General features: G+C 53.9%; 10 protein-coding genes. 7 read left to right on the top strand and 3 right to left on the bottom strand.

Annotation, left to right across the window (positions count from 1 at the left end; genetic code table 11):
* Positions 1-29: 29 nt before the first annotated feature.
* Positions 30-3839 (top strand): hypothetical protein, encoded by a 3810-nt coding sequence (locus tag HH303_RS18635; RefSeq protein WP_169626913.1) that lies wholly within the window; start codon positions 30-32, stop codon positions 3837-3839.
* Between the two features lie 307 nt (positions 3840-4146).
* Here HH303_RS18635 and HH303_RS18630 read toward each other — a convergent pair whose 3' ends face one another.
* Positions 4147-4809 (bottom strand): hypothetical protein, encoded by a 663-nt coding sequence (locus HH303_RS18630; protein ID WP_169626912.1) that lies wholly within the window; start codon positions 4807-4809, stop codon positions 4147-4149.
* 76 nt (positions 4810-4885) lie between these two features.
* Between HH303_RS18630 and HH303_RS18625 the strand changes: the two genes are divergently transcribed.
* From HH303_RS18625 to HH303_RS18615, 3 genes are read left to right on the top strand one after another with little or no spacing between them, the layout of a single operon-like run.
* A complete protein-coding gene (locus tag HH303_RS18625; protein ID WP_169626911.1) occupies positions 4886-6106 on the top strand; it encodes a CBASS cGAMP synthase in 1221 nt (406 codons plus the stop codon).
* On the top strand, positions 6103-7794 hold the full coding sequence (locus HH303_RS18620; RefSeq protein WP_169626910.1) for a ThiF family adenylyltransferase: 1692 nt from the start codon (positions 6103-6105) through the stop codon (positions 7792-7794). The genes HH303_RS18625 and HH303_RS18620 overlap by 4 nt, the downstream gene beginning before the upstream one ends.
* Positions 7730-8269 carry a Mov34/MPN/PAD-1 family protein gene (locus HH303_RS18615; protein WP_227421939.1) on the top strand — a complete coding sequence of 180 codons (540 nt, stop codon included), beginning with the start codon at positions 7730-7732 and terminating at the stop codon, positions 8267-8269. Before HH303_RS18620 ends, HH303_RS18615 begins: the two co-directional genes overlap by 65 nt.
* 72 nt (positions 8270-8341) lie before the next feature.
* Here HH303_RS18615 and HH303_RS18610 read toward each other — a convergent pair whose 3' ends face one another.
* Complete coding sequence (locus HH303_RS18610) at positions 8342-9943, bottom strand: recombinase family protein (RefSeq protein ID WP_169626908.1); 1602 nt, start codon at positions 9941-9943, stop codon at positions 8342-8344.
* A gap of 949 nt (positions 9944-10892) precedes the next feature.
* Positions 10893-14270 carry a CHASE domain-containing protein gene (locus HH303_RS18605; RefSeq protein WP_169626907.1) on the bottom strand — a complete coding sequence of 1126 codons (3378 nt, stop codon included), beginning with the start codon at positions 14268-14270 and terminating at the stop codon, positions 10893-10895.
* A gap of 137 nt (positions 14271-14407) precedes the next feature.
* Here HH303_RS18605 and HH303_RS18600 point away from each other — a divergent pair, with 137 nt between their 5' ends.
* The 3 genes from HH303_RS18600 (at position 14408) to HH303_RS18590 (ending at position 18124) form a co-directional block, all read left to right on the top strand.
* Positions 14408-14821 carry a response regulator transcription factor gene (locus HH303_RS18600; RefSeq protein WP_169626906.1) on the top strand — a complete coding sequence of 138 codons (414 nt, stop codon included), beginning with the start codon at positions 14408-14410 and terminating at the stop codon, positions 14819-14821.
* 178 nt (positions 14822-14999) lie between these two features.
* Positions 15000-15419, top strand: a complete 420-nt coding sequence (locus tag HH303_RS18595; RefSeq protein WP_169626905.1) for a response regulator — start codon at positions 15000-15002, stop codon at positions 15417-15419.
* A gap of 122 nt (positions 15420-15541) precedes the next feature.
* A complete protein-coding gene (locus HH303_RS18590) occupies positions 15542-18124 on the top strand; it encodes a hybrid sensor histidine kinase/response regulator (protein WP_169626904.1) in 2583 nt (860 codons plus the stop codon).
* Positions 18125-18127: the final 3 nt, after the last annotated feature.

Here is an 18127-nt window from a genome sequence, read left to right as displayed (position 1 = left end):
TGCGATGTGAATAATTGAGGGAATTGCAAATGGTTTCCGCGTTGAACGTCACTGCCGAGCAGATACATGGAATCAAGTCATCAGAGCAGTTGGTCAGATTGCTGAGAAGACTCCTTCACGCAGAAGCACGCGCCAACAACATTGCTAGAAGGGGAATAAACGTCCCCGCTCAAATTACAGTCTCTGACAAAGGTGAAGATGCTCGGATCGAGTGGAGAGGCGGGCCAAATGATACGGACTACCTACCGGCCCGCGTCAGTATGTTTCAGTCCAAAGCGACCAGAATGACCGACGGGAAATGTAAGTCGGAAGTAAAAAATAAAGATGGAACACTCAAAGAAGCCATTGGTGAATCGCTGGAAGCGAATGGAGCCTACATCATTTTCTGCACTGATAAATATGTGGGTGACACGCTGCGCGAGCGAGTAAATGCCGTACGAGAAGGAATTGCCACTGCATCGGCAAACAAGTACCCGGACGCATTAATTGAATTTTACGACGCGAACAAAATTAGTGATTGGGTCAATTCTCACCCCTCCGTCGCTATTTGGGCATTGGCGGAATTGTTCGGCCGGCCGGTCACAGGACTCCAATCTTGGAAAAGTTGGTGCGAAAATCCTGATCTCGAAGCGAATACCTATGAATTCATTCCTGGTCGTTCAGCAGACGGCTTAGTGGATCTGAACAACGTTATTCGAGATGTACCTTTGCACTTGGCGTCTCCCAGAGCCGTTGCGCGCATCGTCGGTCTTTCCGGCCTGGGCAAAACACGCGTGGCTCTTGAAATGTTCCGCCCTCCTGATGAAGGAACCAACACCATGCGCGAAGCGGAGGTGGCAAGCATTGTGTATGCTTCAACCGATATCGGTGCAGAAAACCTAAGCCTTCTATTCAATCATTTCCGCAATGAGAACGTCGATGGCATCGTTATCGTCGATGATTGCGACATAGAACTTCATCATAATTTGGCCCGAGTTGCCCAACATCCCGACAGTCACTTTTCCCTTCTAACGTTGGATTTTGATCCGAAATCGGTGAGTGGTGACGCACGCGTCGTAGAACTTCGAAGATTTGACAACGATACGATAAAGAGCATTCTCAAGCAGGCGTATCCTGGCCTACGAGACCCTGATATCGATAGGATTTGCGCGTTCGCCCAAGGTTTTCCTCTGATGGCCGTCCTTCTAGGCAAAGCGGCACTTTCGGACATCGACGAAGTTGTTACTCTGAAAGATGACGTCGTTCTAAAACGCATGATCTGGGGCCGTGACGAACCGGACGCCCAAGGGCATAGCGTCATCGCGGCGTGTTCCCTTTTTGACAATCTCGGCGTCTATGGTCCTTCCAAGCGAGAACTGGAGTTTGTCGCACAGTCCATATGCAACACCAGTTTCTCGGACTGCTTTCAGTGGGTTCAACGCTTCGAGCGCCGTCAATTGATTCAGCGTCGTGGCGACTTTGTCCAAGTGCTTCCAAAACCTTTGGCTCTAAGGCTCGCAGGAGAACGATGGGCTGAGATTCACCCTGATGATGCGAAGAGTTGGTTTGGTGGAGCGATGCCCGAGCGCCTGCAAGCGATGCTCTGCGATCAACTTGCAAAGCTCGATTTCCATCCAAGCGCGAAGGCCCTTGTTGAAGAATTGTGCGGGCCGACTGGCCCTTTCTCCGATCCGGAGGTGCTGAACACTGAGGCGGGTTCACGGTGTTTCCGGTCACTAGTTGAGACGAACCCGCAAGCAGCCCTCAATGGAATTGAAATCGCGTATGGCAGTTGGACGCCTGAACAGTTGCTCAATGTAGTAGATGGTCGCCGAAATCTAATTTGGGCGTTGGAGAAGCTCTGCTTCCGCCGAGAAACCTTCCATTCCGCAGCAACACTTCTATTGGCGTTTGCAGCAGCGGAGAACGAATCATGGAGCAATAATGCGACGGGCCAGTTCGTTCATTTGTACCAACTTGTCCTCTCCGGTACTGAAGCGAACGGAGATGAAAAACTGTTAGTGATCGACGAGGCCTTGTCATCCAATGATCCGAGATATCTGGAAATCGCCGTTCAGGCGTTGGGTCACGGCCTCACCCTCTGGCATTATTCGCGCACCGGAGGAGCCGAAGAACAAGGTAGCGGCAAAAGGCTTCAGGACTGGTATCCGACCCGCGACGATGCTGACCGGTACATTCGGAACATCCTATCACGGCTCACAGACATCGCTTGCGGACATACAGATTTTGCCGAGAAAGCGAAAAACGAGATCGCCACGAGAATCCGAGAGCTAGTGAGCCGAGGGTTTGTGGATGAAGTTTCTTCATCTGTTGAGAGTATTGTCGAGCGCCACGGCATACATTGGCCGACAGCTTTGGAACAAACCTATGATGTGCTGCAGTTTGACGCCGAAGGTATGGTGCCCGAATTACGCAAAAAAGCCGAGTCGCTGCACAATCGACTACTTCCCAGGTCCCTAGAAGACCGTCTTCGGTTTTATGTCACCGACTTGCCCTGGGACTTCATACTGGATGACGACGGCCAGAAAGATGTCGACAATGAGATAAAAACTCTTGCTAACGAATGTTCTCAAAACGTCGACCTGACGCTGAAATTGCTTCCTGCTTGGCTCGTAGGCTCTCACAGACAGTTTTTTGCATTTGGACGGCACCTCGGCGAAAATTTTCCTGAGCCGGAGAGGCTTGTCGGCGAAGCCTTAACGTTCTTGGAGAATACTGACGATCAAGAGACATCCGCATCGTTCCTAGGTGCTTTCCTGGCTGGCATCCACCCTATCAATCCGGCTCTTGCGGAGCAAACCCTCGATACGGTGTCCGAGAGCCCAAAGCTACAGCATTTCCTCGTTGACCTGACCCGGTTCATGCCGATCGGAGTCCGCGAGATTCGGCGGATCGTTTCGAAGATTGAATCAGGAGGTGTCTCGCCGTCTGAGGCCCAGCTACTTGCATATGGTTCTGTGCTCGCGGACCTCGCCCCCGAAGAGATCACCCCACTTCTTGAGGCTCTCTCTCAACTTGACGGCGACGGACATTGGACCGCACTTTTTATAGCTACGATGTACTTGCATGGAGATAGGAAGGGACGCTTTCATGCACTCCGAGAGCAAGTCGAAAATCTGTTGCGGCTGCCAGACCTGCTGACAGGAGAGCATCGCTCGACATCTGACGATCACCATTTCGAAGTGCTAGCAACACTTGCGTTAAATGGCGCCCCCTCAACAAAAGATCTGGCCCAATACCTGGCAGCAGAGATTATTCGCCTCTGCAAGCGAAAGAGTTTTTCCTACGGTCGGGATCATCTCGTCGGCAAACTCATGAATTTGCTTTTCGCGAATTATCAAAAAGACGTGTGGCCTTTGTTTAAGGCCGCGATAGCCGAGGACGACCCCCTAGCACACTTCCATTTGGAGCACGTGTTAGGCGCCGGATTCGACAAAGGAGAAGGCAAGATAGGCGTGCTTTTATCCTTGTCTAACGACGTGCTTCTAGAGTGGTGTAGGGAAGAGCCCCAATCCGCTCCGGCATTTCTGGCGAAAATAGCCCCCTTGCTTGAACAGAATGGCGAAGAGTTGGACTTCACACCACTGATGGCAGCAGTTCTCGAAGAGTTCGGTGATCGGAAGGACGTTCTGAGCGCGGTCAGCGGCAACATGTACACGTTTTTTCATGCTGGAAGCCTTGTGCCATATTTCCAACAGTACGTCAGACCGATGGAACAGCTTCTCAGCCACAGGCACAAAGCTGTTCGGGAGTTTGCCAAGAGACAGATAGCTTCGCTACGAAGCAATATAGAATCAGAAAAGAAGCAAGATGAAGCTAATGACTTCGGTATCTTCTAGGCCATCTACGACACTCAACTATCCCCTTTTCTTTTCGGGCGGAATCTATGTGGGATATGAGACTGTTTTTATTTTCCATCCATGTGACACGGAATTCCCGGCATTTTTCGGGAATTCTCATAACTATTTGAAATCACGAGATATTTCTCGGAAGGGCCATGGATAGCAAAAAGCTTCGCCGGATCGGGGCTATTCAGTGCGGCTGATTTTAGCCTGCAATTTAAACTTGATTGCTGTGAAAGAATTCAGCATTCGATCACAGCACCATAACATCTGGCCCAGCTCCGGAACAGTAGGTCAATGTGAACTACACCCGGCACAGTCGAATCCGTCCCGCCGTATTCAAACCCAGATGCCAGTTTCGGTCGGTCCAGTAGTTTCCTTCCAGCACTGTCGGCCTGCGCTCCAATGGGACGATGACGCGGGCCGCGCCAAGGTGACGGTTGCTGTCGGTATTCTTTGGCGCGGGTACTTGGCTTTCATAGATATAAAACAAAACCGGCCGGCGCTCTCCGGTGTTCCGTCGCAGCGAACACGCCACCGTTTCGGAAGTCAGGTAGCCGTCGCCCATCGTCAAGCTCATATCGATACGGGTCAGCCGTGCCGTGATAGTCGCCCTGCCGACCCTGTTAAACAGCGCAACGTCGCCGTCGGACGACGCCTCCGGTTCACGACCCTCGTTGCGAGCCTTGACGACCGACCAGTTCGAGGAAATCTCGATCTCGTATTCGCCGTCGATATTCGGGAACAACCGCCACATACCCGGCAGGCGGCACAGCTTCGTAAATAGCCCGGTCTGGCCGATCACAAATACCAGCGCCGAGACCGCGATCACGGAGATCGAAGCAGCCGAAACATAGGGCATACCTGGCAGCAGGCCGAAAAAATCCGTAGCCAACGCAATCGCCAAGGCTGCGTTGATGTAAAGCATCGCCTTCAAAAATTTAGCTAACCCAATGGAATCAAACATCTCGAATACTATCCTTGAACAAACTGAGAACCCACACTATATATAGTATCATAGTAATTGAAATGGAACCTTTGCAATGCGCGGCACACTTAACGCCCACAAAGTGTTCATGGGCACCGCCCTTCGGCCCGGTTACCTTAAGGCCCTTGACCTTGAAGAGAACCGGGAGCAATTGCTCCGTGAGGCCCGGGACGATATTCGCCAAGCCCTTCGCGAAGGCATGCCCCAATGGCAGGGACTCGCAAAAGCCCAAAGCCTGGTCGAAAGCCGCTACATCGCACACGCTTCACAGCTGCCACCGCTACGGCCACGTTTCCGCATGCAGGGGAGCGCAGTCTACCAGACCCTCAACGACCCGGCCCATAAGCCTCCGCAGGAAGTGGACCACGACGACGGCACTTTTCTGCCGACTTCGTTCGTCGATGGCGGCGGCACGGTCAAACCCTTGCTGGCCGCCAAGGGTTATTTCAAAGTCGTTGAAGCAATTCTTGCGCCCCTTTGCGAACGTAAAGGCTGGAAGCTGGTAAACACTAAGCCGACCTGCGTCCGGGTCCTCATCGACCCCGAATCCCATATCGACCTTCCACTCTACGCCATCCCCGATCAGGAATTTGTGGAACTCGCCGAGGAGAGTGCCCGCGCGATGCTGGCCGAGGGCGTAACCAGCGCGGACAGCGACATCGAACTGGCCAAGCACGTTTACATGAACCTGCCCGAAGACCGCATCATGCTCGCCCACCGTGACAACGGCTGGATCGAGTCTGACCCGCGCGAACTGGAAGACTGGTTTCTCGGCGCCATCCGCGATCATGGTGAGGTGGTCCGTCGGATTTGCCGTTATCTCAAAGGCTGGCGTGATTACCAGTGGCCGAAGGACGGGCCGTCATCCATCACCCTGATGGCCTGCGTGGTTACCGTGTTCGACGACCTCAACGGCACGCTCCCGAAAAACCGTGACGATCTAGCCCTTCAAGCCGTCTCCCACCGGCTCGAAGAACTGTTCTCACAGCCGATCGCCAACCCGGTGCTACCGGACCAGATTCTCGATGAGAGCTGGTCCCCCGAAGAGCGCATCGACTTCAAGTCACATGCCGCCAAGCTCAAGGCGGTGATCGACGGTGTGCTGAACGGCACGTTCCACAAGCAGATAGCTCTTTCTCTGCTTCAGGAAAGGTTCGGCGACCGCATCCCTAACGATGAGCTTCTCATCGAGATCGATTCGGAGGAACGTGAGGTGCTGGCTTACGAGCCCGCCAAGGTTGCCGCGCCATTTGTGCCCCGCACCACGTCGGGATGAGCGACGAAGCCCAGCGCGCCAAAGACCTGCTTCGCACGCTCGCACACAAAGGGTTTAAGCGCGACCGCTCGGAAACGAAGGCTTACCGATACACCGGCGGTCTGAAGGCCGCTGGGCGTGACGTCTCTGTCAGCATCACCTTTCCCGACCTTGAATTCACCCGCCTGCCGGAGTTGATCCTTCTCAATCCCGAGCAGGAAGCCCCGCACGTAGTAGCGCACCTAACGGCTTCCGGCGGCTTTTGTTTTGCACGTAACGAGGACCTGATTTTAGACCGTTACGATGTAGGCGGCACAGCCCTAATGTGCCTGGAACTTGCCCGTCGTGGCCTTGAACGCGCCCTCACCCACAAGCATCTAGAACAGGAGATCGCGCAGGAATTTCCTCAGCACTGGCTCGGTATGCCGTTCTATTACGACATTGCCGCCACCGATCACATCCACGCGACGCTCTATTATGTCCCGCGCAATCGAGAGCCTAATCTCGTCCTGCTGACCGATCGCGTAGACGTGCTGAAGCGCCTTGTTTCGGACGAAGCCGCCCGACGAAACGTCATTGCTTCTTCACGCCCCGCCTTTGTGTTCTGCTCGAACACCGACCTTACCTTTGGCCGCGATCACCGCCAGCCGCTAACGCTCGCGGCATTCATCGCCTGGCTGGAAAGCGTATTGCCGAACACAGGAAAGCGAGCCATCACCGAGTTAGCCGGCCGATTTCCGGACCACCTCGTGTCGCTTTTCGTCAACGCTCCCAACGGCTGCGTCGGTATCTTGGTGGACGCGTCCTTACCGATTCTCAGGGGTGCCCAGCGCCAGCAAGGACTCGAACGTATCGCCATGGCCAATGCCGCGACAATCGGCGTGCAACGCTATAGTGGCACACGGGTCGACCTCCCATTCATCTTCAGGAGGAACTTGAACAGCCACCCTCCCCTCACCGACAAACGCATTGCACTTGTCGGGTGCGGCACGATCGGCAGCCATTTGGCGAAGTTCCTGGTCCAAAGCGGCGCCGGACACGATGACGGCACGCTTCTTCTACTGGACAATCAGACGCTCGAACCCGGCAATGTCGGACGCCACTACCTTGGCACGACCAGTATCGGGGACAGCAAGCCCGGAGCGTTGAAGGCCGAGATATTGCGGCAGTTTCCAGAGACAAACATCCTGCCCATGACCGCCGATGCCGTGGGTTTTCTTGAAACCCTTGCCGGCTACGATCTGATTGTAGATGCCACCGGCGAGGAAGCGCTCTCGATGACGATCAATCACCATTTCGTCGCGCATCGCTACGACCATGAAACGGCCCCCGACGTGCTTCACGTCCGCCTGTTCGGCAATGGTGCGGCAGCGCAGGCGTTGCTTGTGGATGGGCCCAACTTTGCATGCTTCAAATGTCTCAAGCCGGACCACAGCGGCAACTGGCGCTTCAGTCCTCTCAAATCCGGCGTTTCCGCCGCGCAAATGGTGGCGGCCTGCGGCGAAGGTCAATACATCGCATACGGTGTTGCAGCCCCGGTTATGGCAGCGGCGCTCGCGCTTCAGCTTATACTCGATTGGAAAAATGGTACGCCGACGCCAAGAATGAGGACGATCAGGATTGAGAAAAAAGACACCCAGGAGGTTGCCGACAAAAACCCGGACCGGTCGCCACGATGTCCCGTCTGCGGCAATCATCAAGCCGAATGAGGAATTCGAATATGCCTTGTTGCGCTACGAGGTCGGCGACTTCTTCGATTCCATGCGAGCAAGTTGCGCCGCAAAACCGGAACGTGGCGGCATTTTAATCGGCTCCTACCGCGGTCCGCATATTGAAATCACCGAATATACCGAGCCCGGCTCAAAGGATATTGCAGGCCCCTCATCCTTCAAGCGCATCGATGAGCACCATCAGCGCGCGGCAACGAACGCTTGGAAACGGTCAGGCAACACCGCCACTTTTGTAGGAGAGTGGCACAGCCATCCTTCCGGGCCACCCCATCCTTCCGGCCTTGACCGCCAGACCTGGAAAGCCGTCGTCACACGCCTGAACACGCCGTGCCTCTTTGTCATCGTATCGCCGACAGCATGGCAATTGTTTCGTGTCCTCGGAACAAAGCCGTATGCAGACGTAGTCCCTATGACGGAAATTGAGCACGGAACTACGGGTATCGTTTACCGCTAACTCACATGCCCTCTTTGTCTCGATCACAAATAGCCGCCCGACACCAGCTTTCCGCATACCACGTTAAGTCGCTTAACTGCAATCGAACCCCGAGATATCCGGCCAGACCTCCGCAACTTCGTGGAAGAAACTCCCCCAGCCGTACTTCTTGATCCTAATTTGGACATGCTCCCCGTATCGCTGCGTCCGTACAGGCGTCAATGTGATGGCTTCCACTAGAGAGCTAAGAAGTCGCCTCGTTTGCCTCGCGTATTTAAGATTCGAAAACTGAGCCTCTAATCTGTTCAAAGCTGTCATCAATATCCCCCGAAGTGCTGCATCAGAGCTTGGAACGGCCGGCGGCCGAATGATCGTTTCCAACTCGGCGATGCTCTTTTCCAGAAGCACAAGCCGATCGGCCGTACTGTTCGGGTTCACCCCACGTTCGATTGCGTCGAGAAGTCGATTTTGTCGACCTCTCAGTGACTTCAGATTCGATTGCGCGTCCTGATACGCGTTCCAACCCGGCGTCAGTTCGCTTCTGAGTTTTTCAGTCCACGCCCCCTCATCTTGAACTCGTTCGAATAGAAACTGAAAGAGCAGCTCCTTGATTGTCTCTTCCTTGGTTCCTCTGTTGTTGCCGCAACGCCCGTGATCGAAGCGGGCGACATTGCAGACATAGCGGCCGGCATTCGCGACGCCTTTCTTGCCGCCGCATTCGCCGCAAACCACGAGTGACGTGAGAGGGCGTTTATTCGGCCGCAGGCCTGTTTTTCCGATATCGGTGTCTTCGGCTTGCGAAAGGTATCGCTCGTTCCGACGACGCGCAGCACGGTCCCAGAGCTCGTCAGAGATGATCTGAAGTTCCGGAACGAACCGGCGCTCCCATTCCTGTCTCGGTTTAAGAACATGGCGGGATTTTCCCGTCTTCGGATCAACGACCTTTCTCGTTCGATTGTAGACAATCCAACCACGGTACATTTCGTTGTTCAGGATGCCCTGGCCGCGCGAGGGTGCACCGGTGATCGTGTTCACGCGCCACATCTTGCCGGACGGGCTCAGAATGTGATCCCAATTGAGCGACTTAACGATTTGTCCTGTCGGGACGCCGGCGGCGAACTCCTCGAAGATTCTTAGGATGACGGCCGACTCTTCAGGATGAATGGACCGAAGGCCCGTTTCGTAGCTGCCTCGATCGTCCAACACCCCTTTGACGACGCGATAACCGTAACTAACACCGGCTGGCACACGGCCCTGAGCTAGGCGACTGCTATGAGCTCTTCGGACCTTCTCACGCAGATCCTTCAGGTAAACGGCATTCATGGTTCCCTTGAACCCGATATGCAGCTCGCCGATGTCCCCCTCATGCGCCGTGACGATCGCGACATTGTTGTTCTGAAGCGTTCGATAGATCAGCGCGATATCGGCCAAGTCGCGGGACAGGCGGTCCAACCCTTCCGTCACAACAAGATCCAAACGACCGCCCTCCGCTTCCTTGAGCAGCGCCCCAAGGCCTGGCCGCAACATCGTCGCCCCGGAGATCGCCGGATCGGTGAAAACGGCGTGAGCATCATCCAGGCCATATCGATGGGCTAACAGCCCTCTGCAAAGGTGCACCTGGTCGTCAATTGACGACGGATTTTGCAGATCCGATGAGTATCGCGCATAGATCGCGACCCGGAGCGGTCGAGACATATGAACACCTTGTTTCACAAAGGAAAACGAGCCGATAGGATTACCGGCTCGACCGAAGGAAACAACCCTTAGCGTATAGAATCTGACGATGCACTCGCTAAATGGTTGCTTTTATTCCACTTTGTCAGAAATTGTCATTTCTTGCCGAAAATTGCCGGAAAGACTCGGGAATTGTCGTTTGTTGTCCTGTCGTAGGTCGGCAAGATAGGTGAAGTGGTCCCACTTCACGAACCTGCGTATTCGCGGCTTCGCCGCTCAATGCGATCATTGTTGAGTTTTTTAAAAATTTCACTCTAAGGAAAGTTGGTCTGCGAAGATGGAGCGCCCTTCAAAGCCCCCCCATCCGCACGCCAAGAGCTTCTCTAATCAGAGCCTTTCAACACACAGGAGGCCCAAAAAGCGACATATATTAACTCCGCTGCTAGGCTCCACATCCCGAATGCGACTCGATCAAGCTCCGCATCGAGGAACCGCTGTTTTGCCGACTTCTCGCCGACCACGAAGCGAGAACCATGCCGCAAAAAACCAACATCGGCCCGGCAATGAACGCTCGCGACAGGTTGTTCGATAGAACAGCTACAGACACGGCAATTCCAACCAGCGGGACACCCAAATTGAAATCGGACCGCGACACCAGCGGGGGCGAGCTCTGGCATTGGTCAGCGCATGGTGTATGCGCGCCGCAATGCGGCCTCGCAAACAGCGCCCCATTAACGAAGGCGCCTTCAAACTTCGTGCTTAATACTTTTGAAAACTTGCCGGTCGCGGATATCGCAACACCATAGCCGTTCCTTCTTGATGGATCGGCCCATACCCACCTCGATCACAATTCGAGGCTGCGGGTATCCAACAAATAAAAAAAAGCTTTATTGACTGCCGAGTTTCGTCCCCCTCTTCCACCATACACTTACCAGGGAAATTTTGTTGGTCGCAGCTTCGGCCGAGGTCGCTAACTACCCACGAAGCCACTCGCCCTACGCCTCATCTCTTCCTCATGCTGCATCAAGATCGATTGCAGTTGCTCAAATCGGAAAGGCTTCGGCATATAGGCGTCAAATCCAGCTGACATTCCCTTTTCGGCGTCACCTTCCATTGCATTCGCCGAAACCGCTATGACTCGAATGTCCTTGAGCTGCTCGTCGTCGCGAATTTCCTCCAAGATATCAAAGCCGCTCATACCAGGGAGGTTGATATCCAAGAAAATCAGATCTGGAATTTCCCGACGTGCAATTTCAAGCCCTTCTATTCCGTTGCGCGCCTGGAAAAAGTCGACGCGGTCGCCGCCGGCCACGATGATGTAGTTCTCGAAGAGCATGCGATTGACTTCGTTATCCTCAACGTAAAGAATCTTCATCGGAAGTTCGAGCCTTTGTGGTGCCTCTTCGGCGTCGGCACGGTGGGCATTGCCGTATAGCTCCTCGTCGATCGATGCGGTTTGCAAGTCGACCCAGAAGGTGGAGCCCGTTCCCTCCTCGCTCTCGAAATCGATCGTCCCGCCCATCAATTCGACATAGTTCTTTACAAGCGCCAGCCCAATTCCGCTGCCCTCAATGGCGCCCTGCTCCGCTCCCATTCTGTTGAACGGTTGGAACGCCCCGGCTTGCCGGTCCGCCGGTATACCACGGCCATTGTCCGTAACGGTAATTCTCGTGATTCCGTCGTCGCCTTTCGTGAAGGAGAATTCAACGCGCCCACCCCTCTTGTTGTACTTGATAGCGTTGGAGCCCAAATTGAGCAGCACCTGCATAAGTCGGGTCTTGTCCGCGAGAACATAGCCCGACGCATCCGTTATATTGCGCTCGGACACCTCGACGCCGTTACGTTCAGCCAGCGGCGTCAGGGAGGCGATCACGGACCTCACCGCCGACGTGACATTGACGGGCTCGGTCGATACCGAAACGCGACCAGCCTCGATCTTGCTCAACTCCAGAACGCCGTCCATCAGCTTGAGCAGATGTTCCCCGCTTCTGTGAATCAGCCCGACATACTCGGATTGTTTCTTGTTGAGCACGCCGAAATGATTGGATCGTAGGAGATCCGAAAAACCCAAAATCGAATTCATGGGCGTTCGTAGCTCGTGGCTCATGGATGTCAGAAATGCGGATTTTGCCCGCGTAGCATCTTCGGCCACGATCCGAGCCTGTCGCTGCGCCTCCTCGGTAGCCTTCAGCACCGTTACATCGAACACGAGGGAATAAAATCCGAAAACCTGATCACCATCCGTATCTGGCAGGAAGTGCAGCAAGACATTGCGGTGCCCCAACGTCTTGTGGAGCAACTCCGTCTCCACAACGCTCTTGTTCCCTTTGAACGCGTCTTCGATATAGGGCCGGTAAATCTCAAGGCGCTCCTCGGGCATCATTTCCGACAGCAGTTTCCCTTGAACCTCCCCGGTGGCCATACCTATCCAGTCTTCGAACGCTTTGTTTGCAAACCGGTTTCTTAGGTTTCGATCCCAGTATGAAATCAGTGTCGGCATGGCATCGACGATGTTCCGGAGATCTCTCAGGGCGGAATTGAGTTCCCCTGTCCGTTGAACAACACGCGCTTCCATTTCGGACAGCAGTTCTCGATTTCTCTCTTCGGCGCGATGACGGTCTTCGATATCCGTGTTGGATCCGATCCAACGACCGACGTTTCCGTCCGAATCCAGGATCGGTTCCGCACGTGTGTAGAACAGTCGATAATCGCCATTTTTATCGCGAATACGAAACTCAACGATGAATGACGATTTAGCCTCGACCGCCTTATTCCAGGCCACGATCGTGCGCTCGCGGTCATCGGGATGAACCTGTTCCAGCCACTGGAACCCGATCTGCTCCTCCGATGTCCGCCCCGTATATTCCAGCCATCGGTGACTCAAGAAGTCGCATTCCCCTGTCGCGGTGCATGTCCAAACAAACTGCGGCAACGAATTCGCCAGTTCTTGCCAACGTTGCTGACTCTCCGAGAGGATCTCCATCGCCTTATGTTCGGCGGATACGTCGGTGACACTCGCAACCAGTGAGTTCTTGCTACCAAGTCTGATCGTCGAAAGACTTATTGCTCCCATAAATGACGTTCCATCCGCTCGGGTGATGCTCGATACGATGCGCCGTCCCGGTTGCCCCTCCGAGGGTTTTGAAAGCGGCGCCCTCAGGATGGATTCCAGCTGTTGAAACGTGTCCCTTGTGAAAATTCTGCTCGCGCGCATGCCTTGAAGAGTTCGTCTCTCTCTGGCGATTAGCGAATCCGCATAAGGGGAAGACCGGACGATGACTCCGGAAGCATCGATCGCGATCAATGCCTGAGGTGCCGCATCGAATATCGTATTTGCAAGCTTTTCGTTTTCTTCCTCTATTTCGCGATCTCGCTGCTTCACGCGTAGAAATGTATATGCGGCGAATATCGAAATTGCGCCGATAGACAGAATTAAAACGAAGAGGACGGCAGGATCATGCTTCGTATAGGCCGCACTAAACCCGGGTAGAGTGTGGAAACGCACGTCCCATTCGCGACCAAAGACCGAGATGGTTCTGGATACAATCGATTTGCCGGACTCAAACCCTGGACTGGCGAAGAACTCTCCCTCAAAGCCAACGTCAGAAATCGAAAAGGCCATTTCGTCACGACGCGGTCCGAGGTTCTTTAGAACTTCGCTGACCACCAAGGGCGAGTATGTCCAGCCGACGACAGTCTCTTCTCGCTCGTCCGGTTCTACATCCGGTCGTTCGTAAACCGGCAGCAACAGCAGGAACCCCTGCTTTTTCTCGCCGGTGGCCTGCACCAAGGTGATCGGGGCAGTCAACTTCGGCTGCCCGGTCTTTACGGCTTCCCAAGCCGCCGTGCGCCTATTGGTTTCGGAGCCGATATCGAGTCCGGTTGCGCCCTCGTTACCCTTCAATGGATAGATATATTTAATTAGGAAGCGCATTTCGGAGTTCGGCGAAAGCTCGCGAATGCTAAAATCGACAAAGCCGTCTCGTCGCGCACGCTCGACAAAACCTGCCGCCTGATCTTGGTCGACAATTTCGATATAGCCGATCCCGCGAGCGCCGGGAAACTCGTCCTCCATATCGCGCGATTTCACATAGTCGACGAATACGGAACGAGAAATGTTCCTATATCCGCCAGCCTGAATGACCCCGCGCGCGCCGCGCAAACCATACTGATAAAGCATGAACCGATCCGCAATCAGTTGGCTAAACTCGTTGACGAGTTTGGTAACGCGTTCGCGATCCTCGGCTTCGTTGCTACGCCGAAGCGAAGCGGACGCAACCGAAGCGACGATCAAAAAAAACAAAAGCGACGCCAAGAGGTAAAACCTTTTGGACTCTTGCCCAAACATACGCATCTCCTCCAATCGGGATCGATGATCGTATCAGAGACGGACTTAACAAATCTTCAACACATCCGACGATACCGCTTGGCTCGGTTGAAAATTGACTTATCCGGGATGATCCGCTCTTTTCCCGTTAGAGACGCATGGCATTTCAATCCACCAGAACCGGGTTCATAGTGAAGATACTCTTAGTCGAAGATCTAGAAGCCGATGCAATTCTTTTATCCGACGCCTTGTCGGCGGTTGGCCATTCCGTGGAACACTATGTGAATGGTCGCGAGTTTTGCGACAAGCTGCAGAACCTTGTCTCTGCAAATCCGACGTCTACCGTACTCGTCCTTGATCTGATAATGCCTGAGAAAGACGGCTATGAGGTCATCCGAGAAATCGGGAACGTTGGATTGAAACTACCAACCATACTAATGACGGCGCAAGACGGAGACTATCTTTCAACATTCGAACTTTTGAGCGAAGCCTTCGGCATCCCAATTCTGGCGCATTTCCGGAAACCAGTTAAAATTTCAGAACTGATCGCCGCGATCTCCGACGCGCGGTAAAGGTTAACGGCTCACCTATTCCGCCGACGATTTGGTCACAACCGAATGGGCGGCGCCCAGCCCGAGACGCCTCGCCAATTGTTTCAACCTTTATTGCCGAACCTGTTATGTTTAACGTCCTGGATATGGGCGCTACCGGAGGGGTCTGTGCATCGCCCGAAGAGAAGGAACACATTCCATGCCTCCCGCTTCCTCACTCCACGCCAAACTCAATATCTTGATTGCCGAAGATAACGAACCCTCTCGCCGTCTCTTGCAGGGCATAGTCAACGGCCTCGGCATCCATTCGGTCGTCGCGGTCTCAAACGGCGCTGATGCCTTGCTAGAATTGCAGGAACATCGATACGACATCGCATTCGTCGATGTCAAAATGCCGATCATGGATGGATTTGAACTGGCCGGCCTTGTCAGATCCGGAGCCGCCCCGACGAACACCGATATCCACTTCGTTTTCGTGACCACACAGGCCAATCAAGAGGCGATCAGCCAAGCTCAACGTATTGCCGCATCAGGTTATATCGTTAAGCCGTACACCATCGCCCAGGTTACCGCGAAGCTGAACAGCGTGGCTGAAGCGATCGCCAACACCCGGAATTAACGACATACTTTCCCGTGTTTGGGTGTAAGCTCGGCCGAAGATTGGTTCGGCGTGCACAATTTTCGCCTTCGAAACCGTGCGCAAAGCGACAAATGCCGACCGCATATGCACGGGAGGAAATCGTGCCCTTACATCTCCCCAACGGCAATGTTTTACGCGCCACGGTGCTCGTCGGATTGCTTTGTTTAATATCGATCGCCTGTGTTGCATTTGCCGGGTATCGCGTCTCGACGATTTCAGAGAACGTCGAACACGCGTGGGAGGATTTTATTAATGAATCGGAGAAAATTGATCGATCGCTGCTTAGTATTTCGAACCTTATCGGCTACGGGGGCATCATTCACGACTTCAAAAACTACGTGATCCGACGCGACCCAAAATATGCCGAAAGGCTGCAGGCTAGTTTTACCCAGCTGAACGACGAGTTGTCGAATCTCTCTCATTTGGTCACGACAGAAGAAGAAGAAGGCTATATCCGTCAGGTTCGAACGACCTTTATGGAATACCAAGTTAAATTCGAACTAGCGCAAGCGCATGATACGGATACGGTCGATGAGCTTGACGCCGCCGTCCGGGTATCGGACGAAAATGCCCTATCGTCATTGCAAAAGATGTTTGCGCTCAACTCTCAGCGCCGGCAGGAGAAACTTGCCGAATTGTCGAATGCTCAGGTTAAATTAGATCGTGCTGCCTACCTTAATTACGCCGTTGTCGTTGTTGTATCCGCACTGTCGTTTGTTGTGGTTCTCCTGGTTCAGAGGCGAGAAGATTCGTTGGACCGGGCCAAGCTCGCCCTTCGTCACGCCGACGATCTGTATGACAACTCGCCCGATGCACTGGTTTCCGTTTCAACGGACGGTGTCATCCGACGAATAAACGGTGCCTCCCACCTACTCCTTGGGTATTCTGCGGAGGAACTGGTCGGTGAACATATAGAAATGCTCGTGCCGGCCGAATTGCGAGAGCAGCATGTGGGGCTTCGTAACGCCTTCCTTAATGCTCCCGAGAACAGATGGCTCCGCTCTGCGCGCGATCTAACGGCTGTCAGAAGTGACGGCAGTGAAATCTACGTAGACATAAGTCTTACCAACACAACCGCGCCCGACGGCAAGTTTATTGTGGCGGCTATTCGAGACCGGACAGAAACCCACAACCTGCTGGCCGATCTTCGGCGGATGACGGACGAGGCCGGTAAAGCGAACGCGACGAAATCCGCATTCCTTGCCAGCATGAGCCATGAGATACGCACGCCGTTGAATGGAATTCTCGGCATACTCCAACTTCTAGAAAAGGACCCTCTTGCCCAGCCTGTGGCCGAGAAGTTGAAGATAGCCAAGGACTCCGGACTATTCTTATTGGCTCTGATCAACCAGGTTCTCGATTTCTCTCGTATTGAAGCAGGCGTATTCGAATCGACCGAGGAACCGATCGACCTAACGGCCCTGTTTGACGGCCTGAATTCCATCTTCAAACCGCAATGCGTCAGCAAGGGAATCGATATCGTCCTTGCGATGAAGAGCGATTATCCTCCCCTGCAAGGCGATTTGGTTCACATACAACAGATACTGTTCAACCTGATCGGCAACGCCATAAAGTTCACCGATGAGGGCTCGGTCACAATTTGCCCACACCTTTCCGACCTAAAAGACGGGAAACACCTGCTATCCATCGACGTAACCGATACGGGGTCTGGCATTCGTAAGGAGTCGCAAGCCCGCATCTTCGAACGTTTTGGTCAAACAGCGGAAGGCAAGGCGAAGGGAGGAACCGGCCTTGGGTTAGCCATCTCCCATGAACTGGCAACGACATTGGGGGGAACCCTCACTGTCCGGTCTGAACTTGGGGCGGGTTCAACCTTCACGCTTACATTACCCTTGGCGGCCGGATCTATGGATGATTTGATCGCGCAGAGTCATTCTTCGGATAGCTCTATTTCACCGATGAACATTTTGGTCGCCGAAGACAACAAGGTGAACCAGCTCATCATTCAATCGATGCTTGAAGGTGATGGCCATTTGGTCACCTTGGCTAAGGATGGGCAGGCGGCCGTGGAAACAATACTCGGCAACCCTCATACTTTCGATCTCGTCCTGATGGACATCCAAATGCCAAAGATGGACGGCATCGAGGCGACAAGAACCGTGCGTGCCGCAGGTGTTTCGGAAACGCAGCTACCAATCATTGCCCTGACGGCCAACGTCTTCTCGGACCAGGTTGCATTGTATCTCGCTGCCGGAATGCAATCAGTTCTGATGAAACCCCTCAAACATGCGAATCTTGTTAAAGCACTCCATTACATCGCCAGCCCAGAGAAGGCGCCCGATCAGGTGAGGGATCATTCCAGTACAACTGAACACCCGGACCACGACGAATCAGCGCTCGACGTTAGCGAATTTCTGGAAATGATGAAGGATCTGCCAAAAGATCGCATTCCGGGTCTCATCTCCTCTCTTGAATCGGGAACAAGAACCGTGCTCGCCAGTTTGAGAGACCCCCAACGGTCCCAGATCGAGTTCAAGGCCGCCGCACATGAGATGGGAGGGATGATGGCGAATTTCAGATTCAATCGTGCGGCCGAATACGCTAGAGACCTAGAGATGCACGAAATGCCGATGGACGAGCGCATGGAACTTGTCGAGCGGATCGGCGCCGATATCGACACCGGCCTGAAGCAAATTCGCGGGATCATCGGGTCAGACGCGTAGCAT

The sequence above is a fragment of the Pacificispira spongiicola genome (genome assembly GCF_012926505.1).
GTDB lineage: Bacteria > Pseudomonadota > Alphaproteobacteria > UBA8366 > Aestuariispiraceae > Pacificispira > Pacificispira spongiicola.
The sequence above is the reverse complement of the archived record's forward strand: the minus strand, read 5'-3'. Positions and strand labels throughout refer to the sequence as shown.